Raw genomic sequence first — 25,286 nt, 5'->3', positions numbered from 1 at the left:
AACAGCAGCAGGCCGGACCACCCCACAAATACGAAGCGGTCGCGCTTGAGCCAGTCATCGAGGACGTCGAACCATCCCCGCTGCGGCAGGCGCCCTACAGCGATCGTCATGAGAAGCGGACTTCATGAAGCGTTACGTGTTCGATCGTACGGGGCGGAGACCCGAACTGCGACCCGGACCGGGAGCGTTTGAGCACAACGACCTAGCCACACCGTTCGCCAGAGTGGGCGCCTGAGCCCTGCTCCCCCCTTCCCTCCTCCCATGTACGTCGTCGAGCTCTCCCTCAAGCTCAGTCCCATGCCCATTGCCGTCCAGCGCAAGGAACTGACCGAGGCCCAGAGCCTCTACGCCACGGTGAAGCAGGCCCTGGAAGGCATGGGTCCAAGGGTCCTGGAACTGACCTGTGAAAAGGAAGCCGACAAGAAGGTCAGCCTGCTGACGAGCGAGCTGGTCGCCGTTCAGATGTATGAGAAGTCGGCCAGCGCCGGCAGCGCCAAGCGCCCCGGTTTCAGCTTCGACGGCTGAGCCCGGTGGACTCCCCTCTCGGGGGTGCGGCCTGTCCCCTCCAGGTGGAGCGCCTCGGCTTTGCCTGGCCCAACGGACACGCGGCCCTGCGGCACTGCTCCCTGCGGATTCCCCACCCCGGCCTCTGGATGCTGGTGGGGAGCAATGGCAGCGGCAAAAGCACGCTGCTCCGCCTGATTGCAGGGCTGCTGGAGCCGCGCACCGGTCGGATCGCGGTTCCCGGGCGCACGGCGCTGGTCTTCCAGAACCCCGACCATCAGCTGCTCCTGCCGAGCTGCGGCAGTGATCTTCTGCTGGCGATCGACCCCGGGCTGGAGCGGCAGGCGCGGGAGCGCCGGGTGGAGCAGGTGCTGGAGTCCGTGGGGCTCGCCGGGCTCGCCAGCCGTCCGATCCACAGCCTCAGCGGAGGGCAGAAACAACGGCTCGCCATCGCCGCCGCCCTGGCGAGCGAGGCAGATCTGCTGCTCCTGGATGAACCCACCGCACTTCTGGACCCGGACAGCCAGCGGGAGGTGCTGGAGCTGATCCGTCAGCTGACCGCCTCCGCCGGCGGCGGGATCACCGCCCTCTGGATCACCCACCGTCTGGAGGAACTCCAGCACTGTGAGGGAGCCGCGGTGATGGAGGACGGGCATGTGGGGCCGTGGGAGAGCGGCGCCGCCGTGGCCCAGCGGCTGAATCGGCCGGCCTGAGCGGACCGCTTGCGGCGCGGCAAGTCCGAGGGGTAAGGTCGTCGAGCCGGCGTCGCCGGCTGCACCCACCACGGGTCGTCATCCTCGGTAGCTCAGCGGTAGAGCGGTCGGCTGTTAACCGATTGGTCGCAGGTTCGAATCCCGCCCGGGGAGTTCAACTCCATCCCATCGCCCAGTCCCGGCACCCCCCGGCGCAGGCACCCCGGGCCTGAGATCCTCAGGTTGTGGGTCCGCCCCTGCTGGCAGGCCCATGGGCTCGTGGGGCGACGGCGTCTGGGGACGATGGCCTCGAAGGCAGTTCTGAACGGCCTCGAACAACCGCGCTGGGCAAGAACAAGGGCCCACGGCTGCTCGGTTGCCAGAGAACCGGGCAAATCACAACAGAAGAGTCGAAAATCATCCTGAAGATCTCTCGGACTCGGCGTCCCGGGCAGGGCCCAGATCCCAGATCACAGCTGCATTGAGGCCCATCAGGGGCCCGCGGGCGTACCGGCGTGACCAGGCCCCGGTCACACCAACGCCGGCAGGAGCGGGGAGAATGCTGCCGACCCCTTCGCTGTGGTCGCCCGACTCTCTGCTCAGCAGCCATCTCACCGCGCCAGCCATGAAACCGTGCATCCTGCTGATCGAGGACGACAGCGACATGCGTGAACTCGTTGCCGGCCATCTCGAACACGGTGGCTTCGACGTTCAGCGCGCGGATGACGGCATCAAGGGCCAGGCCCTCGCCCTGCAGTACGCCCCGGACCTGATCCTGCTCGACCTGATGCTCCCCAAGGTCGATGGCCTCACCCTGTGTCAGCGGCTGCGCCGGGACGAGCGGACCGCCCGCATTCCGATCCTGATGCTCACCGCCCTGGCCGACACGAAGGACAAGGTGAGCGGTTTCAACTCCGGAGCGGACGACTACCTCACCAAGCCCTTCGATCTCGAGGAGCTCACCGTGCGGGTGAAGGCACTGCTGCGCCGCAGCGAACATGCCCCACTGTCCACCCAGCACAACGAAATCCTCAGCTACGGCCCCCTCACCCTGGTGCCGGAGCGGTTTGAAGCCATCTGGTTCGATCAGGCGGTGCGCCTCACCCACCTGGAATTCGAATTGCTGCACTGTCTGCTGCAGCGCCATGGCCAGACGGTCTCCCCCGCCCTGATCCTCAAGGAGGTGTGGGGCTACGAACCGGACGATGACATCGAGACCATCCGTGTGCATGTGCGGCACCTGCGCACCAAGCTCGAACCCGACCCCCGCAAACCCCGCTTCATCAAGACTGTCTACGGAGCGGGCTACTGCCTGGAACTGCCCAACGCCGAGCAGGCGTCCGAGCTGATCCCCATGGTCCAGGGCTCCCGCACGGCCCAGGTCGGTTAGGGCTCAGCCGCCCAGGCCCGCCAGTTCGAGCAGGGCCACCTCCCAGGCAAGCCGTGGCTGCACATAGGACAGCAGGTGGCTGCGGAGCCGCTCGAGCCGCTGCAACACCGCCGGCTGCCGCAACGTCCGCCAGAGCGCCAGCTGCCACCAGGTGAGCAGCCAGAGCTGCTGCTCCGCGTCCAGGGCTTCGGTGAGATCCCGCGCCAGCGCCAGCGCCTCGAAGGGATCGGCCGCCATGGGCAGGCTGAGAAGCCGGTCCACCAGGCCCTCCGGCAGGGACTGCCACTGCTGGCGATGGGCCAGCAGCGCTCCCGGGGAGCCGGCCGCCAGGGCGAGCAGCTCCTCGGTGTCGGCAACGGCGGGCGGGGGCGCGGACGCCAGCACCCGCGCCAGACTCTCGGCCGGCAGGCGACCGAAACGCACCCGCTGGCATCGGGAGTGGATCGTGCTGAGCAGCTGTTCCGGCGACGCCGAGATCAGCAGCAGCATGCCGCCTCCAGGTTCCTCGAGGGTCTTGAGCAGGGCATTGGCCGGAGCCTCCGCCATGGCCTCCACCTGTTCCAACACCACCAGACAACCGGGGGCCTCGACCGGACGGCGGGCCAGGAATCGGGAGACCTCGCGGATCTGCTCCAGGCGCAGCTGCGGCGGGCTGCGCCGGTTCACGCCGCGTTCCAGGGCCTGGGAGGCCGGCACCAGCTGGCCCTTGTCCAGGTAGGTGGGCTCCACCCAGAGCACATCAGGATGGTTGCCGGCCTCCAGGCGGCGCCGGACGGCAGGCTCCCCCTCGGGTCCGGCGATCACACCCTCGAGAAACCGCAGGGCGGCCAGCCGCCTGCCGACCCCCTCGGGTCCGGTGAACAGGTAGGCCGGTGCCAGCCGTTGCCGCCGCAGCGCCGCCGCCAGCAGCGTCACCGCCGGATCCTGGCCCAGCAGGTCGGCGAAGAGCGCCGTCATGGACGGCTGGCCAGACGGGTCAGGGCCCGACGGCAGTCCTCGGTGATCTGCTCGGGCCTGGCCCGGGCATCGATGCGGCACCAGCCCCGCCGTTGCGCCAGGGCCGTGAAGCCCGCAGCGACCCGCTCCAGAAAGGGAGAGCCGCCCGACTCGATCCGATCGGCCGCCCGCCCGCCCCGACGCCGGCCCGCCTCGGCCAGGGGAAGATCCAGCCAGAGGGTGAGATCGGGCTGCACCCCCCCGGTGGCCACCTGCTCCAGCTGTTCGATCAGCGGCAGGGAGAGCCCCCGGCCGTAGCCCTGGTAAGCCAGCGTGGAGCCACTGAAGCGGTCGCTGAGCACCCAGTCGCCCGCCGCCAGCGCCGGGCGGATCGTCTGCTCCACGTGCTGGGCCCGATCCGCCGCATAGAGCAGCAGCTCGGCCGTGCTGCCCGGTGCCGAATCCCCGGGGGGGTGAAGCAGGAGCTCGCGCAGGGCCAGGCCCAGGGGGGTTCCGCCCGGTTCCCGGGTCACGATCAGCTGCCGACCCGGCGGCAGGCAGCCGGCCTCGGGAAGACGCAGCCACCGGCTCAGCGCCTCCAACTGGGTGGTCTTGCCGCAGCCGTCGATGCCCTCGAGCACCACGAAGCGGCCCTGCCTGCCCTCAGCTGCCACGGCCGCGGATTCCCAGCTGGCCGACATCCTGCTGCAGGGCCAACGCATTGAGCACGACCGTGATCGAGCTCAAGGCCATCAGCAGGGCCGCCAGCGGGGGGTTGATCAGCAGTCCGAGGCTCGGCAGCAGGGCGCCGGCGGCGACCGGCAGCAGCAGCAGGTTGTAGCCGAAGGCCCAGGCCAGGTTCTGCCGCACCTTGGCCATGGTGCGGGAGGCCAGATCCAGCCCCAGCAGGATGCCGTCCAGGCGCTCGCCGAGCACCACCAGCCCGGCACTGTCCTGGGCAATGCCGGTGCCGGTGCCCACGGCGATGCCGAGGTCGGCGGCCGCCAGGGCGGGCGCATCGTTGATGCCATCGCCGACCATGGCCACCGGAGCGCTCCGGCGCTGGGCCGCGACGATGGCCGCGAGCTTCTCTTCGGGTGTCTGGCGCCAGGCCAATTCCTGCGGGGCCAGGCCCAGCTGGCCGCCCAGCCGCCTGACGGCCTCGGCATGGTCGCCGCTGAGCAGACCGAGCTGGAGACCCCGATGGCGCAGGTCGGCCAGCACGGACGACGCCTCGGGGCGGGGCTGGTCCTGCACCGCGATCAGCCCCAGCACCTCCCCGCCCATGGCCAGGGCGAGCACCGTGGCCCCGCCGGCCTCGAGCCGCTGCTGGGCCTCCAGGGCAGGGCCGGCCGGGTCCCGGACCACCCAGCCGAGCCGCCCCAGGCGACAGGACTGCCCCTCCAGCTCCCCTTCCACCCCGGCGCCGGGGATGGTGTGGGCTGCGGAGACCTCCAGCAGCCGCAGCTCGCGGGCCTCGGCCTCCTGCAACAGGGCGTAGGCCAGGGGGTGGCGGGTGGTGGCCTCGAGGCTGGCCGCCAGCTGGAGGAGGCGGGCCTCCCCAGGGCCGGGCCGATCGCTCGGCTGGGGCAGCGGAACCAGGGCGGTCACCAGGGGGCGGCCGCGGGTGAGGGTCCCGGTCTTGTCGAACAGGATGGTGCGCAGGGCGGCGGCCGTTTCGATCGCCTCCCCGCCGCGGAACAGCAGCCCACGCCGGGCGGCCAGCCCGGTGCCGACGGTGATGGCGGTGGGGGTGGCCAGCCCGAGGGCACAGGGGCAGGCCACCACGAGCACGGCGATGGCCAGCTCCAGGGCGAGGACAAGGGGTGTGGTGGCTCCGGCACCGAGCAGGCCGTGGCGGCCATGGACCGCGTGGGCGTGGTGCGCCGGCTGCAACACCGCAGGCCACAGGGCTGCCCCCCACAGCCACCAGAACAGGAACGTGGCCAGGGCCAGAGCCAGCACCGCCAGGGTGAACCGGCCCGCGACCCGATCGGCCAGACCCTGGATCGGAGCCTTGCGGGCCATCGCCTGCTCCACCAGGTGGATGATGCGGGCCACGGCACTCTCGGCCCCGGGGCGCCGCACCTCCAGCAGCAGGGTCCCCTGCAGGTTCAGGGATCCGGCCGCCACCTCCTCGCCCGGCTCCACGGTCTGGGGCAGGGGCTCGCCAGTCAGGCCGGAGACATCGAGGGACGAGGTCCCCTCCAGCACCAGCGCATCGACCGGCAGCCGATCCCCCGGCAGAACGCGGATCCGGTCACCGGGCCGCAGTCCGCCCACCCGGACCTGCCGTGGGGGCCCGGCCTCCATCACCAGCAGAGCCGTGTCCGGCTGCAGCGCCGCCAGCTTCTGCAGGGCCTCGCCGGTGCGGTAGCGCGCCCGCTCCTCGAGGAAACGGCCGAGCAGAACAAAGCCCAGCAGCATCACCGGCTCGTTGAAGAAGCAGGGAAGTCCACTGGCAGGCCAGAGCAGACCGACCAGGCTGGCCAGGTAGGCGCTGCCCACTCCCAGGCCGATCAGGGTGTCCATCGAGGGGATGCCGGCCAGGGCGGCGCGGGCACCGGCCAGCAGGATCGGCCGGCCTGGCACGGCCAGGGCGATGGTGGCGATGCCCCCGTGCAGCCACAGCAGACCCGGCTGGGGCGCCAGATGGCCGAGTCCGGAGAGCACCAGCAGCAGCAGGGCCACCACCAGCTGGCGCCAGCGGCTCCACCACTGGCGCTCCTGCTGGCGGATGGCCTGGGAGGGCGGGGCGGCCTGCTCGCGCAGCGAGGCCTGGAACCCCAGGGCGGCCAGGGACTCCTGCAGCCCCTGCAGGAATCCTGCCTCACTCTGAGCCTCTGTCTGGGCCTCCCTCTGCGCATCCGCTCCGGCAGGGAACGGCTCCCGTTCGATCCAGGCGGTGCGGGTCAGCAGGTTCACGCTGGTCTGGCGCACGCCGGGCTGGGCGAGCAGGCGCTGTTCCACAGCCCGCACACAGCCGCCGCACTTCATCCCCTCGATCTCGAGCAGGAGAGGATCCGGAGGCAGGGGATCGCGCAGGCTGGGTTTGCGCAGGCTGGGGTCGTCCAGGCTGGGGTCGTTCTGAAGATGCTCGGGGTGGCGGGACTCCGTGGAGCGGGTGGGGAGGACGTCGGGCAGCTGCTGCGCGGCCAAGGCCAGACCGGGGGCTGTTCGGCTCAGGCTAGGCAGATCAGCCAGGATGGACACCTTCGAAGCTCCTTGAACCACCGGTGCCCCGCTCCCAACGCAACGACAACTTCATCGACAAGAGCTTCACGGTGATGGCCGACCTGATCCTCAAGGTCCTGCCCACCAACCGGCGGGCCAAGGAAGCCTTCGCCTATTACCGCGATGGCATGAGCGCCCAGGCGGATGGCGAATACGCCGAAGCCCTGGAGAACTACGAGGAGGCGCTCAAGCTCGAGGACGACCCCAATGACAAGGCCTTCATCCTCTACAACATGGCCCTGGTGTTCGCCTCCAACGGGGAGCACCAGAAGGCTCTCGGCTACTACGCCCAGGCCCTGGACCTCAACAGCAAGATGCCCCAGGTGCTCAACAACATGGCGGTGATCCACCACCATCTGGGCTCGATCGCCGAGGAGAAGGGCGATGCGGACGAGGCCGACCGCTGCTACGACCTGGCTGCCGACTGCTGGGGCAAGGCGATCCGCCTGGCCCCCAACAACTACATCGAGGCACAGAACTGGCTGAAGACCAGCGGACGCGGCAGCGTCGACGTCTACTTCTGAGCAGCGGGCGCGGTTCAGCTCACCGTGCCGGGGCCGTTCAGCCCGCCTCATCCGCCGGGTTCACCCCAAGGGCCGCCACCAGAGCCTCGGCGATGGTGGCGGCCTCGAGGAGCTGCAGATCCAGACCGGCGGCGGTCGCCCCCAGACCGCTGCCGCGCGGCACCACCGCACGGGAGAACCCCAGCCGCGCCGATTCCTGCAGGCGCAGCTCCAGCTGACCGACTGGCCGCAACTGGCCACCCAGACCCAGCTCGCCGATCAGCACGGTTCCGGGGGGCAGGATCAGATCGCGGAAACTGGCCACCACCGCCGCGGCCACGCCGAGGTCTGCCGCCGGTTCCTCCACCTCCAGCCCCCCGGCCACGGCGAGGTAGCAGTCGAAACGCGAGAGCGGCAAGCCGAGGTGCTTCTCCAGCACCGCCAGGATCTGGTGCAGCCGGTTCACGGCAATGCCGGTGGCGCTGCGCCGCGGGCTGGCATAGCTCGTGGTGCTGACCAGAGCCTGAAGCTCCACCAGCAGGGGCCTGGTGCCCTCGCAGGCCACGATTGTGGCGCTGCCGCTGCTGGGCTCCTGGCCGCCGAGGAACAGCTCACTGGGATTGGTCACCTCCGCCAGGCCCCGGTCCCGCATCTCGAACACGCCCAGCTCATGGGTGGCCCCGAAGCGGTTCTTGACGGCCCGCAGCAGCCGGTGGCTGGCGAAGCGGTCCCCCTCGAAGGTGAGCACCGCATCGACCAGGTGCTCCAGCACCTTGGGACCGGCCAGCATGCCTTCCTTGGTGACGTGCCCCACCAGCAGCAGGGCCGTGTCCTGCCGCTTGGCGATCCGCGCCAGCGCGGCAGCGCACTCCCGTACCTGGGCGACGGAGCCCGGCGCACTGGCCAGCTCGGCATCGTGGAGGGCCTGGATGCTGTCGATGATCGCCACGGCGGGCCGCAGGGTCTCCAGCTCCTGCAGGACCAGCTCCAGATCGGTCTCGGCGAGCAGCTGAAGATCCGCCGCAGCGGAGCCCGAGAAGGCGGCGGCAGCCGAGGACGCGGCAGGTGGCGGGGTGTCGCCGGGGCGACCCAGCCGGCTCCAGCGCAGCTTCACCTGCTGGGCCGATTCCTCCGCGCTCACGTAGAGCACGCAGGCCCCCTCGGCCATGGCCCGGGCGCTCTGCAGAAGCAGGGTGCTCTTGCCGATGCCGGGATCCCCCCCGAGCAGCACCAGGGAGCCGGGCACCAGCCCACCGCCCAGCACCCGATCCAGCTCGCCGTAGCCGCTGGGCAGCCGCTGCAGGGGGCGGTTCCCCACCGCCGCGATCGATTCCGAGCGACGGGGGCGCGACGGCTCGGCGGCCTCGGCCGCCGCCGGCCGGCGGCGGCGGGCATCTGCGTTCAGCGGCTGCTCCACCAGGGTGTTCCAGCTGCCGCAGCCGCTGCAGCGCCCGAAGAACTGGCGCGTCCTGGCCCCACAGCTGCTGCAGACGTAGAAAGAGACAGGCTTGGCCACGGCGAAGACGGGAGGACTATGAAGAAAGGTGGCGTTGCATGAATCCCGCCCCCCTCAGAGCTTTTCAGTAGGGCGATCTGATGTAGCAGCCCGAAGGAGGCGATGACAGCGTCCCCCAGCAGTCCAGGCAAAGAGAAGGAGACGATTCTGGTCGTCGACGACGAGGCCAGCATCCGCCGGATCCTGGAAACCCGGCTGTCGATGATCGGCTACCAGGTGGTCACCGCCTCGGATGGGGTCGAGGCCCTGGAACTCTTCCGCCACAACCCCCCCGACCTGGTGGTGCTGGACGTGATGATGCCGAAGCTCGACGGCTACGGCGTCTGCCAGGAGCTCCGCAAGGAGTCCGACGTGCCGATCGTGATGCTCACGGCCCTCGGCGATGTGGCGGACCGGATCACGGGCCTGGAGCTCGGGGCCGACGACTACGTCGTGAAGCCGTTCAGCCCCAAGGAGCTCGAGGCCCGCATCCGCTGCGTGCTGCGGCGGGTGGAGAAGGAGCAGGTGGCCGGCATCCCCAATTCCGGCGTGATCCAGGTGGGCGACCTGCGCATCGACACCAACAAGCGGCAGGTCTACCGGGGCGATGAGCGCATCCGCCTCACCGGCATGGAATTCAGCCTCCTGGAGCTGCTGGTGAGCCGCAGCGGCGAACCCTTCAGCCGGGGGGAGATTCTCAAGGAAGTGTGGGGCTATACCCCCGAGCGTCACGTGGACACCCGGGTGGTGGATGTCCATATCTCCCGGCTGCGCTCCAAACTGGAGGACGATCCGGCCAACCCCGAGCTGATCCTCACGGCTCGCGGCACCGGCTACCTGTTCCAACGCATCGTCGATCCCGTTGCCCCCGAAGGAGCCTGACAAGCGCGCCAAGCCCAGGCGAGCGATCCGCCGCCTGGTGATCTGGTACCGCCGCAACGCCGCTGTCACCAGCCTGGTCGACACGGCCACCTCCGCCGCCACCACCGCCGGCAGCATGGCCGGGGCCGCCGTCTCCGGGGCCGGCAGCGTCGCAGGGGCGGCCACGAGTGCGGCCCACACCGTGCTGCAACCCCTGGTGTTCGACCCGCTGCGGCGCCTGCAGCGCGGCCTCGGCGGGCCCGACGAGGACGCCCCGATCAACGACGCCGACAGACTGTGGGTGGCGGTGGACGGCATGGGAGGCGATCACGCCCCGGGGCCGATCCTCGAAGGCTGCCTCCAGGCCGTGGAGCGCCTCCCCCTGCGGGTGCGCTTCGTGGCCGAGACCGCTCCCCTGCAGACCGCCGTCGCCGAACTGGGGCTGCGCGACCAACTGGATGAGGCCGTCGCCGCCGGGCTGATCGAGCTGGTGGCCAGCGGGCCCTCGGTGGGCATGCACGAGGAGGCCACGGTCGTGCGCCGCAAGCGCGACGCCAGCATCAACATGGCGATGGACCTGGTGAAGCAGGGCAAGGCCACCGCCGTCTACTCGGCGGGCAACTCCGGAGCCGTGATGGCCTCGGCGATCTTCCGGCTGGGCCGGCTCAAGGGGATCGACCGGCCCGCCATCGGCGCCCTGTTCCCCACCAAGGATCCGGAGCAGCAGGTGCTGGTGCTCGACGTGGGCGCCAACATGGACTGCAAGCCCGACTGGCTGCTCCAGTTCGCCCTGCTCGGCAACATCTACAGCCGTGACGTGCTCCAGGTGGCGCGCCCCCGCATCGGTCTGGTGAACATCGGCGAGGAGGAGTGCAAGGGCAACGAGCTGTGCCTGCGCACCCACCAGCTGCTGGCGGCGGAATCCCGCTTCCTGTTCGCGGGGAACTGTGAGGGCCGCGACATCCTCTCCGGAGCGTTCGACGTGGTGGTCTGTGACGGCTTCACCGGCAACGTGCTGCTGAAGTTCCTCGAGAGCGTCGGCAGTGTGCTGCTGGATGTGATCAAGGTGGAATTGCCGCGGGGCCGCCGCGGCAAGGTGGGCTCGGCGTTTCTGATCAACAACCTGCGCCGCATCAAGAAACGCCTCGACCATGCCGAGCACGGCGGAGCACTCCTGCTGGGGGTTGACGGGGTGTGCGTGATCGGCCACGGCAGCAGCAGGGCCCTGTCCGTGCTGAGCGCCCTGCGGCTGGCCCATTCCGCCGCCAACCACCGCGTCATGGACAACCTCCATGCCCTCAGCGAAGCGAGTGACGCAATCGCCTGTGGTTGACTGAGCCAACTTGCGGGCTGATCCCCGTGGCGCTCGGCGTTTCGCTCAGCCAGGCAGGCAACCAGGGCACATCCGCCGCTGGCATGGCCCTGGTGGGCTGTGGCAGCGCCGTCCCCGTGGCCAGCGTCACCAACCAGCAACTCAGCGAGCGGGTCGACACCAGCGATGCGTGGATCCGCTCCCGCACCGGTATCGCCGCCCGGCGGGTCTCCGGCCCCGGGGAACCCCTGAGCCACCTGGCCACCCGGGCGGCGGCCGCGGCGCTGGAGCACGCCGGATGGCGGGCCGAGGAGGTCGACCTGATCCTGCTGGCCACCTCCAGCCCGGATGATCTGTTCGGCACGGCGCCGCTGGTGCAGGGCAACCTGGGGGCCATCCAGGCGGTGGCGTTCGATCTCACCGCCGCCTGCAGCGGCTTCCTGTTTGCCCTGATCACCGCCGGCCAGTACATCGCCGGCGGATCAGTGCGCCGGGCGCTGGTGATCGGCGCTGACCAGCTCAGCCGCTGGGTGGACTGGGACGATCGCAGCACCTGTGTGCTGTTCGGCGACGGGGCCGGGGCTGTGGCCGTCGAGGCCTGTGCCCCCCAGCAGTCGGGCCTGCTCGGCTTCCGCATGCGCTCGGACGGCACCCGCAACAGCTGCCTGACCCTGGCCCAGACCACCCATCAGGAGCCGCTGCTCGGCGACCTCACCACCCAGCGGGGGGGATTCGCCCCGATCCAGATGAACGGGCAGGAGGTCTACAAGTTCGCGGTGCGGGAAGTGCCGGCGATCCTCAGCGAGCTGCTCGAAGCCACCGGCACCCGCGCTGACCAGCTCGACTGGCTGCTGCTGCACCAGGCCAACCAGCGCATCCTCGACGCCGTGGCGGAGCGCTTCGCCGTTCCCAGCGAGCAGGTGCTCAGCAACCTGGCCCACTACGGCAACACCTCGGCCGCCACGATTCCGCTGATGCTCGACGAGGCCGTGCGGGATGGCCGGGTCAGGCCCGGCCATCTGCTCGCCAGCAGCGGCTTCGGCGCTGGCCTCAGCTGGGGCGCGGCCCTGCTCCGCTGGAGCGGCCCCGGGGTCTAGGGGTAGACACCCACGGCCCTAACCTCCTGCCGATGTGATCAGGGGCTGCGGCATGGGCATTGCCTGGGTGTTTCCCGGCCAGGGGTCCCAGAAGGTGGGGATGGCGGCCGGGGTGCTGGAGCTGCCCGGGGCCCGCGAGCGGTTCAGCCTGGCCTCCGATCTGCTGGGCCGGGACCTGCTGGCCATCTGTTCCGGCGAGGCTGACGGGGACCTCAGCGATCTCAACGACACCCGCAACACCCAGCCGGCCCTGTTCGTCGTCGAGAGCCTGCTGGTGGATGGCCTGCGGGCCCAGGGACGCCAGCCGAGCCTGGTGGCGGGCCACAGCCTCGGTGAATTGGTGGCCCTCTACGCCGCCGGCGTCTTCGATGCCGCCACCGGGCTGGAGCTGATGCAGATCCGCAGCGAGCTGATGGCCGCCAGCGGCGGCGGCGCCATGACCGCCGTGATGGGCTTTGAGCGCGGCGAGCTGGAAGCCCTGGTCGCGGCCACCGAAGGGGTGGTGATCGCCAACGACAACAGCAGCGCCCAGGTGGTGCTCTCCGGGACACCGGAGGCCGTCGCCCAGGTCTGTGGCTCCCTGAACTGCAAGCGGGCCATTCCCCTGGCGGTGAGCGGCGCCTTCCACTCACCCTTCATGGCCGAGGCCGCCGCGGCCTTCGCCGCCAGGCTGGAGAGCGTGCCCTTCGCCGAGGCGACGGTGCCCGTGCTCAGCAACACCGACCCCAGCCCGGAACGCAGCGGCACCGTGCTCAGGAACCGGTTGCGCCACCAGATGACCACGGGGGTGCGCTGGCGCGAGATCATGGACCGCTGTGTCGCCGAGGGGATCGACACGGCCGTGGAGATCGGCCCGGGGAATGTGCTGAGCGGCTTGATCCGGCGCAGCTGCCCCGGGGTCACCACCGTCCAGATCGCGACCGCCGCGGATCTGGCGCTGTGAGCCGCTCCGGACTGCGCCCCGGCAGCCGCCCGGTGAATGCCGTGAAGCGGGTGCTCAGACGCCGCAAGCGGGCCGAGCCCCCCGCCCTGATCCGCACGCCGAAGCCCAGCCTCGTGTACCGGCTGATCAGTTATCTGCTGGTGTTCCCGATCTACCGGCTGCTGTTCCGGGGCCGCACCGCCGGGAACGCCAACGTGCCCCGGGAGGGAGCCCTGGTGGTGGTGGCCAACCACGGATCCCATCTGGATCCGCCCCTGCTGGGCCATGCCCTCGGCCGCCCCGTCGCCTTCATGGCGAAGGCCGAGCTGTTCCGGGTGCCCCTGCTGGGCCCGATCATCCGGGCCTGCGGCGCCTACCCGGTCTCCCGCGGGGCCAGTGATCGGGAGGCCATCCGCACCGCCACCGACCGACTGGAAGAGGGCTGGGCCACCGGCGTGTTCCTCGACGGCACGCGCCAGGCCAACGGCCGCGTCAACCAGCCGCTGGCCGGTGCCGCCCTGCTGGCCGCCCGCGCCGGGGTGCCCCTGCTGCCGGTCGCCATCCTCAACAGCCACCGGGCCCTGGGACCTGGGCGCCAGGGGGCCCGTCTGGTGCCGATCCACATCCGCATCGGCACACCCATCCCACCGCCCGCCTCGCGGCGGCGGCCGGATCTGGAAGCCGCGACCCTCGCCTGCCAGCAGCAGATCAACGCCCTGCTGGATCAGGGGCTGATCCCCCCTGGCGCGCTGCCACCGGCAGCAGACTCAGCCGTTCTGCCGCCCAGCGCTTCAGATCCCGACCGCTGAGCACCCAGAGGGCGGCCCGCAACCCATCCCCCCAGACCTTCCGGCGGCTCTCCGGCTGACACAGCGCACCGCAGCCGACCGGTTCCGGGGTGAGATGGATCCCGCGGCTGCCCGCCACGATCCTGCCCACCAGCAGGGCCCGGTCCATGTGGTCGCTGCTCGTGACCAGCAGGGCGTGGCGGATGCGGGCCCGGCGCAGGTCATCGACCAGGGAGGTGAAGTTGGAGAGGGTGTCGTTGGCCCGGTAGTCGAGCTGCACCTGGCCGGGCGGCAGACCCTGGCGCTGCTCGAACAGCCAGTGGGCGTACTCCGGATTGCTGCCGCCGCTCACCACCACCGGCAGGCCGAGCTGCTTGGCGATCCTGGCCGCATGGCGCTCCCGGTCCAGATCGCCTCCGAGCACCAGGATCATCTGGGGGGGAGGGGGGGAGGGCCACCACCAGCCCCGCGACAACCAGATCAGGCTGCCCAGCAGCAGCAGCAGCACCCAGCGCCGCCAGCCGGCCCTGCGGCGGCGGCGACGCGGACCACGGCGGCGGCGCTGGGGGACCGGCGCCAGGCGGCTGGCCGCGGGGGAGCGGCGATGGCGATGCGGTGGTGCCTGCATCAGACGCTCGCCACCGGAGAGGTGGGATAGACCGGCAGCACCGGTTGCCAGGGTCCCGGCAGCCCGTGCCCGTGGGCCAGGGTCGCCAGGTCCAGCAGCTGGCGCACATCCGCCAGGACATCGACGCAGGCGGGGAGCAGTGGAGGCTCGGCCGTGGGGGCCCCGGGGGCGGTGGGGGTCGCCGCGGTCCGGATGGCCTCGATGTCCGGATAGAGCCGCGGTGCACACCACTCGCCCAGGCCCCCCAGCGCCCCCGGATCCGGGCCGTAGAGGCCCGCCACCACCCCCCGACGGGGCAGCTCCTGCACCAGCCAGGCCGGCGCCGGCAAGGCCAGCCGCCTGGCGATCAGCTGAAAGCTCCCCACGCCGTCCAGGGGCACGGCGAGCTGCTGGGCGAGGGTGCGTGCCAGCACCACCGTGAGCCGGGTGGCGGTGAACCCGCCCGGCCCGATGGCGACGGCCAGGCGGACCAGATCCGGCCAGGCCGCCCCAGGAAGGACGGCTTCCACGCAGTCGAGCAGGCCGTTGGAGAGATCCCGTCCCAGCTCGAAGTGCTGCAGGCGATCCGGCTCCGCCCCATCCAGCCGGTGGGCGGCCACCCCGAGCCCCGGACCGGTGCTGTGCAGCGCAAGCAACCAGCTCATCGGGGCATGGCCAGGCCGGGGCGGAGCCGCTGCCAGCGGCCAGGCTCGGGACAGAAGGAGCCGCAGGCCCGCACGTCCCATTCCACCCCGACCCCACCCTCCGGGAGATCCATCACCTGCACGTGGATGCGCGGGGCTTCGGGGCTGAAGTCGGGCTGACCGCAGAGATGGGGCGCACCGTGCTGCTGCTCCACCGCGTGGTAGGCCTGACAGCGGTCGACCCAGCGGCAGTCCACACAGATGCACATCCCGGCCAGGCCGCGCCAGGCGCCCATTGTGGCGGGTGGGCTCCCTGCTGACGAGCTGGCCGAGCGGCTCAGGCAACGCCTTGATCTGCCCACCTGGCCCCTGCCGCTGCATCTGCTGCCCCCCGGCACGGCCCTGGTGGGGGGGGCTGTGCGCGATGGGCTGCTGGGTCGGCTGGCGCTTCAACCGGATCTGGATCTGGTGGTGCCCACCGGGGCCATCCATCTCTGCCGCCGCCTGGCCACCAGCCTCGGCGGCAGCTGCGTGGTGCTCGACCGCACCCATGACATCGCCCGGCTGGTCCTGCGGGGCTGGACGATCGACCTGGCCCGCCAGGACGGTGCAGGCCTGGAGGACGACCTGCGCCGCAGGGACTACACCGCCAACGCCATCGCCCTGCCCCTGGGGGGCCCGGCCAGGCTGGTGGATCCCACCGGCGGGCTGGACGATCTGCGGACAGCCCGGCTGGTGGCGGTGAGCGAAGCCAACCTGCAGGCCGATCCGCTGCGCCTGCTGAGGGGGGTGCGGCTGAGCTGGGAGCTTGGCCTCGAGCTCGAGGTCACCAGCGGCGAATGGATTCGGCGCCATGCCGCCAGCCTCGTCCAGGTGGCCGGTGAACGGGTTCTGACGGAGCTGGAGAAACTGGCTGCCGTCCCCGAGGGCCACGGCGGTCTGATCTGGAGCCTGGAGCAGGGGCTCCTGAGCGGCTGGGGCGCCGACCCGAGCGCCTCGGGCCGGCTGCGGAGCTTCACGCCGGAGCAGGCGACCGCCTGTGGCCTGGCCCCCCTGGAACGGGCCTGGGCGCTGCCCCTGGCCAGGCTGGCCGCCCTGTTGCCGGCGGAAGCCCTGGCCAGGCTGCACAGCAGCCGGCAGCTGCAGCTGCGGAGTGATCGGCTGCGCCGCTGGTGGGAGCGGCTGGAGGGCCGTCCGGACCTGGAACATCTGCCGGAATCCCGGCGTCTCGAGCTCCAGCAGGAGCTGGAGGCCGACCTGCCCGCCCTGCTGCTCCCCCTCCTCCCCGCCGCGGCCCGGGGATATCTCACCCGCTGGCGCCGGCAGGACGACCCGCTGTTCCATCCCATGCCTCCCCTGAACGGCGACCAGCTGCAGCGGGAGCTGGGCCTGGCACCCGGGCGCCAGCTTGGGGACCTGCTCCACCACCTCACCCGTGAGCGCGCCTTCGGCCGGATTCCGGAGGCGGATCCGGCCGGTCGCGCTGTGGCGATCGACACAGCCCGGGCCTGGCTGGGCCGGCGGCGTGATTAACTTTCTGATGCGAAGGCGTGAGTCAGAGGTTTCTCCTCGCCAGCTGAAGTATTCCCTTTCCCCTCCATCCATGAGCATTCGTCTCTACGTCGGCAACCTGCCGCAAACCTTTGATGCCAAGGAGCTCGAAGCTCTGTTCACCGCTGTGGGCGAGGGGGTGCGCTTCAAGGCGGTCAACGACCGGGAAACGGGTGCCTGCCGGGGCTTCGGCTTCGCCAACGTGGATGACCAGAAGCTGGCCGAGGCCGTGATCGCCCAGCTCAACGGCCGCGACTTCGGCGGCAACAGCCTGCGCATCGAGATCTCCGAGCGCAAGGATGCCCGTGGCGGCGCCCAGCCGGATCGCCGCGGGCCCGGCGGCTCCGCTCCGCTGCGCAAGGCCGTCAACAAGGTCGTCCATGCCGACGAGGTCGACAGCCAGGCTCCGGATCCCCGCTGGGCCGGTGAGCTGGCCAAGCTGAAGCAGCTGCTGGACAACCAGAAAGCGGCGGTCTGAGCTGCCCGCCCGGCCACACCGATGGCTCACGGGAGGGAGGGCCATCGGGGGCGCCCCTCCCCCTCGCCGGGGGAGGCGTGGATCGCTCGCCCAGCCGGAACCCCCGTGATCCGATCCCATGACCCTCTACCCCTATCCAGCCGACTGGCTGGGTGCCTACCGCTGGCAGGGTCTGGATGTCAGCTTCATGGCCGCACCGGGCCCCTGCCTGGGCGATGCCGAGCCTGCTGAGGATCCAGGAGATCCCCGGCCCGCTGCCGTGGTCCTGATCCACGGCTTCGGGGCCTGCAAGGAGCACTGGCGCCACAACGTGGCAGCGCTGCGCCGTACACGGGCGGTCTACGCCCTCGATCTGATCGGCTTCGGCGCCAGCAGCAAACCCCGCTCCTGCCTGCCCCACGAACTCCCCGAAGCTGGGAGCCTCTGCTATGGCATCGACCTCTGGGCAGCCCAGGTAGTCGCCTTTCTCACCGCCCAGCAGACCGGCGCGGTGCAGCTGGTGGGCAACTCGATCGGGGGTGTGGTCGCCCTGGCAGCGGCCAGCCGACTGGAGGCGGAAGGCCGGCCCTGCCGGGGCGTGGTCCTGGTCGACTGTGCCCAGCGGGCGCTGGATGAGAAGCGCCTGGCCGAACAACCCACCCTGCTCCGCTGGGCACGCCCCGGGCTCAGAACCCTGGTGCGTCAACGCTGGCTCACCCAGCTGCTGTTTCGATCCCTGGCCAGACCGGGCGTGATCCGCCGGGTGCTGCTCCAGGCCTATCCCTCCGGGGCCAACGTGGATGATCAGCTGGTGGAGCTGCTGCTGCGGCCTGCCCTCCAGCCGGGTGCCAGCGAGGCCTTCCGCGGATTCATCAACCTGTTCGAGGACCGGCTCGCCCCCGATCTGCTGGCCACCCTCTCCACGCCGGTGAGGATGATCTGGGGGCAACAGGACCCCTGGGAACCCATCGCCGAGGCGCGCCGGTGGACGCACTTTCCCTGTGTGCGGGAGTTGCATGAACTGCCCGGCCTGGGCCACTGTCCCCACGACGAAGCGCCGGCGCTGGTGAATCCCCTGCTGGCCAGCGCCCTGGCCGAGGCCGACACGATCAGCTGAGCGGTTTGCTGAACCGAACTGAACTCAACTGAACTGAACTCAACTGAACTGAACTCAACCGAACCGAACCGCCGGGCCTGGGGCCTCGACGGCCGACGAGTCAGCGCACCTGGGCCACCACGAAGCTCAGGGGAAGATCGAGCAGCTTGCCGCTCCGGGGCACGAAGGCCCGTTTGTTGAAGACGTCGTAGTCGTGCTGTTCGATCACATCGAGGATGCCGCGATAGAGGCGCAACGAGGCCCAGACGGGCCAGCGGGCATCCGGAGCCAGCCAGCGCACACCCTCCTCAGCGCGGGCGAACCACCGGCGGGCGCGCTCCACCTGGAAACGCATCAGGGCACGCCAGTTGTCATTCAGCAGACCCGCCATCAACGCATCCTCGCCGTAATCGAAACGGGCCAGGTCTTCCTGGGGCAGGTAGATGCGCCCGCGGCTGCGGTCCTCCCCCACGTCCCGAAGGATGTTGGTGAGCTGGTTGGCGATCCCGAGGGCAACGGCGGCATCGGAGGTGTCCGGCGCGTCGCTCCAGGGGGCGGATGTGTAAGCCGCGTCCCGCCCCATGACTTCCTGCGTCATCAGACCCACGGTGCCTGCCACCCGGTAGCAGTAGAGCGCCAGCTCCTTGAAGGTGCCGTAGCGGTGCTGACGCAGATCCATGCGCTGCCCCTCGATCATGTCGAGGTAGGGCTGCAGCGGCTGGGGGTAGCGCTGCAGTGTGTCCTGCATGACCAGATCGAGACCATCGCGGACCACCCCGTCGAAGAGGTCCCGGGTGCGCCGTTCCCACTGGTCGAGCCGGGCAGCCAGCTCCTCCACCGGCCGGGCCTGGGCCTCGGCACTGTCCATCAGCTCATCGGTCCGGCGACACCAGACATAGATGGCCCAGATCGCCCGGCGCTTGGCCGGTGGCATCAGCAGCGTGCCGAGATAGAAGGTCTTGGCCCACTGGGCGGTCTCCTGCCGGCATTGCTCGTAGGCCTGGTCGAGGCTGGGCAGCACGACGGGGTGACCGGGGCGTTGGCCATGCTGGCAGAGCAGGGTGTCCATCATCCAGACACCTGGCTCAGCGGGGCCGGACCGCTGGGGCCTCGGCGGGATCCATCGCTCGAACGGTGGGGCGGGATTCGGTGGGGACGGATGACGATGGCGCTGTCCTGGGGGTGACGTTGGCTGGCCGGGTGTCGAGCCCCCGAGGGAGCCCCCACGCCGTGGCTGGAGTGCCATCCTGACCCAGATCCAGAGGCTCAAGCGCCTGAGCTGGGCCAGGGGAGTGGAGACAGGGGAGGAGCGGGAGGCGGGCCGGGATCAGCCGGCCGGGGTGAGCACCAGCTCGGCCGGGGTGGGTCCGAGCCGCTCCGCTGCCGCGGCCACCGCCTTGGCGCACTGCTTGCCACTCAGCACAGCCCCCTCCATCGACGCCAGGTAGCGCTGCATCGTGTAGTCACCGGCCAGGAAGAAGTTGGCGATCGGTGAGGTCTGATCCGGCCGCAGTTGCTGGCAGCCGGGCACGGTCTTGTAGACCGAGAGGGGTGTCTTGACGACGATGGCCTTGCGCAGCTGGGCCTGATCCTCCCCGGTGAAATGCATCGGGAAGAGGCGCTTGAGTTCCTCCAGGGTGGCCGCCACGATCTCGTCATCGGATCGGCCGATCCAGTCCTTGGCCGGGGCGAACACCAGTTCGAGCATGGAACGCTCGGGATCGTGGTATTCGCGGCAGGTGTTGCTCATGTCGGCATAGACGCTGAGCAGGGGACTGCGGCTGAACAGGAGGTGGTCGATGTCGGTGAGCTTGCGATCAAACCACAGGTGGATGTTGATCACCGGTACGCCGTTGAGACCCTCGAGCTTCTGGAAGTAGGGCATGGACTTCCAGGGCTGGGGCAGCAGTCGCTTGAAGGGGTCAACCGGCAAGGCGCTGACGTAGGCATCGGCGTTCAGGGTGAATCCCTCCTTGCCCTTGATGCCACCGATGCGGAAGCCGCGCACGGTGCCGTCGGCGTTGAGCTCGATCTCGCGCAGGGGAGCCTCGAGGTGCACCTCACCGCCACGGGCGGTGACGTAGTCGACGATCGGCTGGCACAACCGCTGGGGCGGGTTGCCGTCGAGGAAGGCCATCTTGGAGCCGTCCGCCTCCTGCAGGAAGCGGTTGAGGGCCGTCAGCAGGACGGTGCTGGAAATCTCGTCGGGATCGATGAAGTTGAGGGCCTTGGCCATGGCGATGAACACCTCGTCGTTCACCCGCTCCGGGATGTTGTGGAGACGCAGCCATTCGGTCCAGGAGTACTGGTCGCACTCCTCCACGTACTGCTGGCCGCGCAGCATGGCAGGCACCAGACCCAGTCCGAAGGCGATCTTCTCCGGCCAGGTCAACATGTCGTTGTTGCCCAGGATCGCCGCCACGCCATTGAAGGGGGCCGGCAGGTCGGGGAAATCGAAGCGGCTGTAGGTGCCGGGATGGTCCTTCTGGTTGAAGATCATCGAGTGGCTCTTCCACTGCAGCCGGTCCTCGATGCCCAGCTCCTTGAACAGCTGGCGCATGTTGCGGTAGGCACCGAAGAAGATGTGCAGGCCGGTCTCGTACCAGTCACCCTCCTCGTCCTGCCAGGCGGCGACCTTGCCGCCGAGCACGTCCCGCGCTTCGACCACCACCGGGGTATGACCGGCGTCGCACAGGTACTTGGCACAGGCCAGTCCGGCCAGTCCGGCACCGGCGATCGCGACGCGCATGGCCACTCTGAAAAGGAAAGGCAACCTTAAAGCTGGCCTCCCCATCGGCGCGAGGGGAGCCGGCCGCGGGGCTACCGCCGGCTGGTTCCGCTGTGCTGTTCCTAAAGTCCCGGTGACGGGTGATCTCCACGCCAAACCATGGCTGACTCCAGCGCTGCTGCGACCCTTCTCAAGTCCACCACCCGCCACGTGCGCCTGTTCACCGCCCGGGTGGAGGGTGCCGAGCTGGTCCCCGACCGCGACCAGCTCACCATGGACATCGATCCCGACAACGAATTCCTCTGGGACCAGCCGGTTCTGGAGAAGGTTCAGCAGCGCTTCCAGGACCTGGTGAACGCCCATGCCGGAGCGGACCTCAGCGAGTACAACCTGCGCCGCATCGGCTCGGAACTGGAAGGCCTGATCCGGGAACTGCTGCAGGCGGGTGAGCTTCGCTACAACCCGGACTGCCGCGTGCTCAATTACTCCATGGGCCTGCCCCGGACCCCGGAAACCCTGTGAGCCGTTCGCGCAGTCCCTACGACGACCCCCGCCCCAGCGGCTACCGGGGTGGGCGCGGCCGCTCCGAGACCGGCTACGACCGGGGCGACGACGGCCGTTCGGAGCGCTACAGCCGTGCGGAGGGCTATGGCCGCTATGCCGAGCCCCCCCGCCGCCGGGGGGGACCCGGCGGCGGGGGCCCGACTGATCCCGGCGGACCGGGAGGGCCGATCTCCTTCAACATCGGCACCCTGGCCATCCTGGCCGGCGTGCTGGTGGTGGGCATCGGCATCGGCACCGCCATCTCGAGCACCACCCAGGGCAACCAGGGCAACATCGCCAGCTCCCAGCAGCTGGACATGGCCGTGCCAGACCCCGAGTTCTGCCGGCAGTGGGGGGCGAGCGCCTTCGTGATGGACATCGAGCTCTACACCACGATGAACCCCAGTTCCAGCTTCGTGACCCAGCCCTCCCTCAAGCCGGGCTGCGTGATCCGCCGCGAGAACTGGAGTGTGCTGCAGCAGCAGGGCGCGGTCACCTCCGAACAGATGCGCCAGTGCAAGCAGCGCATGAACACCTTTGCCTACATCGGCTCGGTGAAGGACAAACCGATCGTGCGCTGCGTCTACCAGACGGACATCACCGAGAACAAGTTCATCACCAAGGGCATCGCCGACGACAGCGTGGGCATCACCCCCGAGGCCGACCAGTTCTGAGCTGGATCCTCCCAGGACCGTGATCGCTGGTGACCCTGCCGATGGGGGTGCCGGGAGGAGGTGCCGACAGACCCTCAGCGCTGGGGGTTCTCCACAGGGGCGGGCGGGGCTTCCGCCGCGGCTTGCTGCAGGGGACGGCGCAGCGGACTGTCGGGGCTGGCGAAGACCGGCAGCACCTCGCGCCGGAAGGCATCGGACGCCCGTGAGCAGTAGCGGGCCGGATGGCTGATCAGCTTCAGCTGACGGCGCACCAGCAGATCGGCCACCTGGGGGCGGTGCAGGCTGCCGGCAGCGAGCTCCCGCTCGATCGAGACCACCGGCAGGAAGGCGGCGCCCAGGCCGGACTGCACGGCATTCTTGATCGCCTCGAAGGAGTTGAGCTCCATCTCGATCTTGAGCCTGCCCAGGTCCAGCCCGGAGCGGGCCAGCAGCTGGTCGACCATCTTGCGCGTGGTCGACTGGGCATCCAGGCAGACGAAGGAGAGGCGGTAGAGGTCCTCCTTGGTGAGTTCAGCCAGGCGGGCCAGGGGATGCTTGGTGGGGAGCACCAGAGCCAGCTCGTCACTGGCATAGGGCACCACCTGCAGCAGCTCGGCCAGCTCAGGTGGCAGCTCCCCGCCGATGATGGCCAGATCCAGTTGACCGTTGGCGACGCTCCAGCTGGTGCGGCGGGTGCTGTGCACCTGGAGCTGCACGGCCACATCCGGGTACTTCTGCCGGAACAGACCGATCATCCGGGGCATCAGATAGGTGCCCGTGGTCTGACTGGCCCCCACGAGCAGCGAGCCCCCCTTGAGATTGTGGAGGTCCTCAAGGGCGCGACAGGCCTCCTGGCACTGGCTCAGGATCCGATCGCAGTAGCTCAGCAGCAGGTGGCCGGCCTCGGTGAGCTGGGCCTTGCGGCCACCGCGGTCGAACAGGGAGACACTGAGCTGCTTCTCCAGGTTCTGGATCTGCAGGCTGACGGCGGGCTGGGTGACGTAGAGGCTGTCGGCAGCCTTCTTGAAACTCCCTTCGCTGGCGATCGCCCGCAGGATCCGCAGCTGGTCAAGGGTGAAGGGCAGATCTGCCATAGGGCCCGCTGGCCAGCACCGGGGTGCAAGCCCAGACTCTAGGGGGACCGGCCGGGGCCAGAATCCGGTGCTTCACAACTTCGTTCTGGCCTTGCCCTCCGGCTCCCTCCACCACAGCAGCTGGGTGATGCTCGGCCTGCTGCTGGCCTTCGCCGTGGTTCACAGCGGTGGTGCCTCCCTGCGGTCCTGGGGGGCCGCGCGCCTCGGCGAGCGGGCCTGGCGGCTCCTGTTCGCCGGCATCAGCATCCCCGCGGCCATCGTGGTGATCGGCTATTTCCTCGCCCACCGGTACGACGGCATCCGGCTCTGGAACCTGCAGGAGCAGGGCTGGATCGTGCCCGTGGTGTGGGTGGGCACGGCCATCAGCTTCCTGTTCCTCTATCCGGCCACCTACAACCTGCTCGAGATTCCAGCGGTGCTGAAACCCCAGGTGCGTCTGTACGCCACGGGCATCATCCGGATCAGCCGCCATCCCCAGGCGGTGGGGCAGGTGCTCTGGTGTGCGACCCACCTGCTCTGGATCGGCAGCAGCTTCATGGTCGTCACCAGCGCCGGCCTGATCGCCCACCACCTCTTCGCCGTGTGGAACGGCGATCGGCGCCTGGCCAACCGCTTCGGCCAGGCCTTCGAGGAACTGCGGGCCAGCACCTCGGTGCTGCCGTTCCGGGCCGTGCTCGACGGCCGCCAGCAGCTCGTCGCCAGCGAGTTTCTCAGGCCCGCCCAGCTGGGCATCGCCATCGCCGTGGGGGTGTTCTGGTGGGCCCACCGCTACATCGGTCTCGCCGCCACCACCTTCTCCCGCACGGCCCTGGCCCACTGGCTGGGGTAGGCCTGCTGGCTGGGTGAGCCCTGCTGGCAATTCCCCATCTGGGACAGGGGGGATGGGTGGATCTGCCTACACTCGGCCCAGCCCGCCCCTGCCGGATGCCCTCAACCGCTGAACTCGCCTGGTTGATCCCGGTGCTGCCCCTGGCGGGGGCCTGTCTGGTGGGCCTGGGGCTCATCAGCTTCAACCGCACCGTCAACCGCCTGCGCAAACCCGTGGCGCTGCTGCTGATCAGCTGCGTCGGCGCCGCCGCGGTGCTGAGCTACGCGGTGCTGTTCCAGCAGCTGGCAGGGGCCGGGCCCACCGAGGTGCTGTTCAACTGGGCCAGCGCCGGCAGCTTCAACCTGCAGATGGGCTTCCGTGTCGATGCCCTCGGCGCCGTGATGCTGGCCCTGGTCACCACCATTGCCCTGCTGGTGATGGTGTACTCCGATGGCTACATGGCCCACGACAAGGGCTACGTGCGCTTCTTCACCTACCTGGCCCTGTTCAGCAGTTCGATGCTGGGCCTGGTGATCAGCCCCAACCTGCTCGAGATCTACGTCTTCTGGGAGCTGGTGGGCATGTGTTCCTACCTGCTGGTGGGCTTCTGGTACGACCGCGACGGCGCCGCCAATGCCGCCCAGAAGGCCTTCGTGGTGAACCGGGTCGGCGACTTCGGCCTGCTGCTGGGCATCCTGGGGCTGTTCTGGGCCACGGGCAGCTTCGGCTTCGAGGAGATCGGCACCAGGCTCAGCGAGGCCGTGGCCGGCGGCAGCCTCAGCAGCACCGTGGCCGTGATCCTCTGCCTGCTGGTGTTCATGGGGCCGATGGCCAAATCGGCCCAGTTCCCCCTTCACGTCTGGCTTCCCGACGCCATGGAGGGGCCCACGCCGATCTCCGCCCTGATCCATGCGGCCACGATGGTGGCGGCCGGGGTGTTCCTTGTGGCGCGGCTGCAGCCGGTCTATGAGCCCTTCGCGGCGGTGCAGCTCACGATCGCGGTGATCGGCACGATCACCCTCTTCCTGGGGGCCTCGATCGCCCTCACCCAGATGGACCTCAAGAAGGGTCTGGCCTACAGCACCGTCAGCCAGCTCGGCTACATGATGCTGGCGATGGGCTGCGGCGCCCCGGTGGCCGGCATGTTCCACCTGGTGACCCATGCCTTCTTCAAGGCCATGCTCTTCCTCGGCTCCGGCTCGGTGATCCACGCCATGGAGGAGGTGGTGGGCCACGAACCCGTCCTGGCCCAGGACATGCGGCTGATGGGAGGTCTGCGGCGTTACATGCCCGTGACCAGCGCCACCTTCCTGATCGGCTGCGTGGCGATCAGCGGCATCCCGCCCCTGGCCGGCTTCTGGAGCAAGGACG

At 69.9% G+C, this 25,286-nt stretch carries 26 protein-coding genes, 1 tRNA gene and 1 pseudogene; 17 read left to right on the top strand and 11 right to left on the bottom strand.

Going from position 1 to position 25,286, the window contains the following annotated elements; all coding sequences use genetic code 11:
• Positions 1–110: pseudogene (locus ACLD7X_RS11825) on the bottom strand (photosystem II D2 protein (photosystem q(a) protein)); the annotation flags it as partial.
• A gap of 151 nt (positions 111–261) precedes the next feature.
• Here ACLD7X_RS11825 and ACLD7X_RS11820 point away from each other — a divergent pair.
• The 4 genes from ACLD7X_RS11820 (at position 262) to ACLD7X_RS11805 (ending at position 2,586) form a co-directional block, all read left to right on the top strand.
• Positions 262–525: a UPF0367 protein family gene (locus ACLD7X_RS11820; protein ID WP_411423827.1), complete on the top strand. Its 264-nt coding sequence runs from the start codon at positions 262–264 to the stop codon at positions 523–525.
• A 5-nt stretch (positions 526–530) separates the two neighbouring features.
• The gene (locus ACLD7X_RS11815; protein ID WP_411423826.1) at positions 531–1,217 is read left to right on the top strand and encodes an ABC transporter ATP-binding protein; all 687 of its coding nucleotides are present in this window, start codon (positions 531–533) and stop codon (positions 1,215–1,217) included.
• Positions 1,218–1,298: 81 nt separating this feature from the next.
• Positions 1,299–1,370 (top strand) — tRNA-Asn (locus tag ACLD7X_RS11810).
• Between the two features lie 451 nt (positions 1,371–1,821).
• Positions 1,822–2,586 carry a response regulator transcription factor gene (locus ACLD7X_RS11805; RefSeq protein ID WP_411423832.1) on the top strand — a complete coding sequence of 255 codons (765 nt, stop codon included), beginning with the start codon at positions 1,822–1,824 and terminating at the stop codon, positions 2,584–2,586.
• Between the two features lie 3 nt (positions 2,587–2,589).
• On the opposite strand, the gene ACLD7X_RS11800 is transcribed toward ACLD7X_RS11805, so the two are convergent.
• The 3 genes from ACLD7X_RS11800 to ACLD7X_RS11790 are packed head-to-tail and all read right to left on the bottom strand — an operon-like array spanning position 2,590 to position 6,681.
• Positions 2,590–3,543 (bottom strand): DNA polymerase III subunit delta', encoded by a 954-nt coding sequence (locus tag ACLD7X_RS11800; RefSeq protein ID WP_411423825.1) that lies wholly within the window; start codon positions 3,541–3,543, stop codon positions 2,590–2,592.
• Complete coding sequence (tmk, locus tag ACLD7X_RS11795; RefSeq protein ID WP_411423824.1) at positions 3,540–4,196, bottom strand: dTMP kinase; 657 nt, start codon at positions 4,194–4,196, stop codon at positions 3,540–3,542. The genes ACLD7X_RS11800 and tmk overlap by 4 nt, the downstream gene beginning before the upstream one ends.
• Entirely contained in the window at positions 4,186–6,681 is a 2,496-nt protein-coding gene (locus ACLD7X_RS11790; RefSeq protein WP_412006946.1) for a heavy metal translocating P-type ATPase, read from the bottom strand. The genes tmk and ACLD7X_RS11790 overlap by 11 nt, the downstream gene beginning before the upstream one ends.
• A gap of 77 nt (positions 6,682–6,758) precedes the next feature.
• On the opposite strand from ACLD7X_RS11790, the gene ACLD7X_RS11785 reads away from it, so the two are divergent.
• A complete protein-coding gene (locus ACLD7X_RS11785; protein WP_411423822.1) occupies positions 6,759–7,280 on the top strand; it encodes a photosystem I assembly protein Ycf3 in 522 nt (173 codons plus the stop codon).
• 37 nt (positions 7,281–7,317) lie between these two features.
• On the opposite strand, the gene radA is transcribed toward ACLD7X_RS11785, so the two are convergent.
• Positions 7,318–8,775, bottom strand: coding sequence for a DNA repair protein RadA (gene radA / locus ACLD7X_RS11780; RefSeq protein ID WP_411423821.1), 1,458 nt, complete (start codon positions 8,773–8,775; stop codon positions 7,318–7,320).
• A gap of 102 nt (positions 8,776–8,877) precedes the next feature.
• On the opposite strand from radA, the gene rpaB reads away from it, so the two are divergent.
• From rpaB to ACLD7X_RS11755, 5 genes are all read left to right on the top strand, one after another.
• Complete coding sequence (rpaB, locus tag ACLD7X_RS11775; protein ID WP_411423820.1) at positions 8,878–9,636, top strand: response regulator transcription factor RpaB; 759 nt, start codon at positions 8,878–8,880, stop codon at positions 9,634–9,636.
• Entirely contained in the window at positions 9,617–10,948 is a 1,332-nt protein-coding gene (gene plsX, locus ACLD7X_RS11770; RefSeq protein WP_412006945.1) for a phosphate acyltransferase PlsX, read from the top strand. The genes rpaB and plsX overlap by 20 nt, the downstream gene beginning before the upstream one ends.
• A gap of 83 nt (positions 10,949–11,031) precedes the next feature.
• Positions 11,032–12,024 carry a beta-ketoacyl-ACP synthase III gene (locus tag ACLD7X_RS11765; protein WP_411423830.1) on the top strand — a complete coding sequence of 331 codons (993 nt, stop codon included), beginning with the start codon at positions 11,032–11,034 and terminating at the stop codon, positions 12,022–12,024.
• Positions 12,025–12,076: 52 nt separating this feature from the next.
• The gene (fabD, locus tag ACLD7X_RS11760; RefSeq protein WP_411423819.1) at positions 12,077–12,967 is read left to right on the top strand and encodes an ACP S-malonyltransferase; all 891 of its coding nucleotides are present in this window, start codon (positions 12,077–12,079) and stop codon (positions 12,965–12,967) included.
• Entirely contained in the window at positions 12,964–13,755 is a 792-nt protein-coding gene (locus tag ACLD7X_RS11755; protein WP_411423818.1) for a lysophospholipid acyltransferase family protein, read from the top strand. Before fabD ends, ACLD7X_RS11755 begins: the two co-directional genes overlap by 4 nt.
• On the opposite strand, the gene ACLD7X_RS11750 is transcribed toward ACLD7X_RS11755, so the two are convergent.
• Genes ACLD7X_RS11750 through ACLD7X_RS11740 form a run of 3 tightly spaced genes read right to left on the bottom strand, consistent with a single transcriptional unit; the run spans position 13,655 to position 15,254 of the window.
• Positions 13,655–14,362 carry a YdcF family protein gene (locus tag ACLD7X_RS11750; RefSeq protein ID WP_411423817.1) on the bottom strand — a complete coding sequence of 236 codons (708 nt, stop codon included), beginning with the start codon at positions 14,360–14,362 and terminating at the stop codon, positions 13,655–13,657. The genes ACLD7X_RS11755 and ACLD7X_RS11750 overlap by 101 nt on opposite strands.
• A complete protein-coding gene (gene tsaB, locus ACLD7X_RS11745; protein ID WP_411423816.1) occupies positions 14,362–15,006 on the bottom strand; it encodes a tRNA (adenosine(37)-N6)-threonylcarbamoyltransferase complex dimerization subunit type 1 TsaB in 645 nt (214 codons plus the stop codon). The genes ACLD7X_RS11750 and tsaB overlap by 1 nt, the downstream gene beginning before the upstream one ends.
• Positions 15,003–15,254 carry a Ycf34 family protein gene (locus ACLD7X_RS11740; protein WP_412006944.1) on the bottom strand — a complete coding sequence of 84 codons (252 nt, stop codon included), beginning with the start codon at positions 15,252–15,254 and terminating at the stop codon, positions 15,003–15,005. The genes tsaB and ACLD7X_RS11740 overlap by 4 nt, the downstream gene beginning before the upstream one ends.
• Here ACLD7X_RS11740 and ACLD7X_RS11735 point away from each other — a divergent pair.
• From ACLD7X_RS11735 to ACLD7X_RS11725, 3 genes are all read left to right on the top strand, one after another.
• Positions 15,247–16,518, top strand: a complete 1,272-nt coding sequence (locus tag ACLD7X_RS11735; protein WP_412006943.1) for a hypothetical protein — start codon at positions 15,247–15,249, stop codon at positions 16,516–16,518. The two genes, ACLD7X_RS11740 and ACLD7X_RS11735, sit on opposite strands and share 8 nt — an antisense overlap.
• A 70-nt stretch (positions 16,519–16,588) precedes the next feature.
• Positions 16,589–17,014, top strand: a complete 426-nt coding sequence (locus ACLD7X_RS11730; RefSeq protein WP_412006942.1) for an RNA recognition motif domain-containing protein — start codon at positions 16,589–16,591, stop codon at positions 17,012–17,014.
• A 118-nt stretch (positions 17,015–17,132) separates the two neighbouring features.
• Positions 17,133–18,110 carry an alpha/beta fold hydrolase gene (locus ACLD7X_RS11725; RefSeq protein ID WP_411423812.1) on the top strand — a complete coding sequence of 326 codons (978 nt, stop codon included), beginning with the start codon at positions 17,133–17,135 and terminating at the stop codon, positions 18,108–18,110.
• A 100-nt stretch (positions 18,111–18,210) separates the two neighbouring features.
• Here ACLD7X_RS11725 and ACLD7X_RS11720 read toward each other — a convergent pair whose 3' ends face one another.
• Together ACLD7X_RS11720 and pds are read right to left on the bottom strand one after the other, a co-directional pair.
• Entirely contained in the window at positions 18,211–19,161 is a 951-nt protein-coding gene (locus ACLD7X_RS11720; protein ID WP_412006941.1) for a phytoene synthase, read from the bottom strand.
• A 255-nt stretch (positions 19,162–19,416) separates the two neighbouring features.
• Positions 19,417–20,838, bottom strand: coding sequence for a 15-cis-phytoene desaturase (pds, locus tag ACLD7X_RS11715; protein ID WP_411423811.1), 1,422 nt, complete (start codon positions 20,836–20,838; stop codon positions 19,417–19,419).
• A 138-nt stretch (positions 20,839–20,976) separates the two neighbouring features.
• Between pds and ACLD7X_RS11710 the strand changes: the two genes are divergently transcribed.
• Positions 20,977–21,339 (top strand): NAD(P)H-quinone oxidoreductase subunit M, encoded by a 363-nt coding sequence (locus ACLD7X_RS11710; RefSeq protein ID WP_411423810.1) that lies wholly within the window; start codon positions 20,977–20,979, stop codon positions 21,337–21,339.
• Positions 21,336–22,034, top strand: a complete 699-nt coding sequence (locus tag ACLD7X_RS11705) for a DUF3172 domain-containing protein (RefSeq protein WP_411423809.1) — start codon at positions 21,336–21,338, stop codon at positions 22,032–22,034. Before ACLD7X_RS11710 ends, ACLD7X_RS11705 begins: the two co-directional genes overlap by 4 nt.
• 74 nt (positions 22,035–22,108) lie before the next feature.
• On the opposite strand, the gene ACLD7X_RS11700 is transcribed toward ACLD7X_RS11705, so the two are convergent.
• Positions 22,109–23,107 (bottom strand): LysR family transcriptional regulator, encoded by a 999-nt coding sequence (locus ACLD7X_RS11700; protein WP_411423808.1) that lies wholly within the window; start codon positions 23,105–23,107, stop codon positions 22,109–22,111.
• Between the two features lie 127 nt (positions 23,108–23,234).
• Between ACLD7X_RS11700 and ACLD7X_RS11695 the strand changes: the two genes are divergently transcribed.
• Both ACLD7X_RS11695 and ACLD7X_RS11690 read left to right on the top strand, forming a co-directional pair.
• Positions 23,235–23,936, top strand: coding sequence for an NnrU family protein (locus tag ACLD7X_RS11695; protein WP_411423828.1), 702 nt, complete (start codon positions 23,235–23,237; stop codon positions 23,934–23,936).
• Positions 23,937–24,031: 95 nt separating this feature from the next.
• A partial coding sequence (locus ACLD7X_RS11690; RefSeq protein WP_411423807.1) for an NADH-quinone oxidoreductase subunit L occupies positions 24,032–25,286 on the top strand: 1,255 nt, incomplete at its 3' end.

Source organism: Aphanothece microscopica RSMan92 (assembly GCF_046613545.2).
In the GTDB taxonomy this organism is placed as follows: domain Bacteria; phylum Cyanobacteriota; class Cyanobacteriia; order PCC-6307; family Cyanobiaceae; genus NIES-981.
This window is presented reverse-complemented; position numbering and strand designations above follow the sequence as displayed.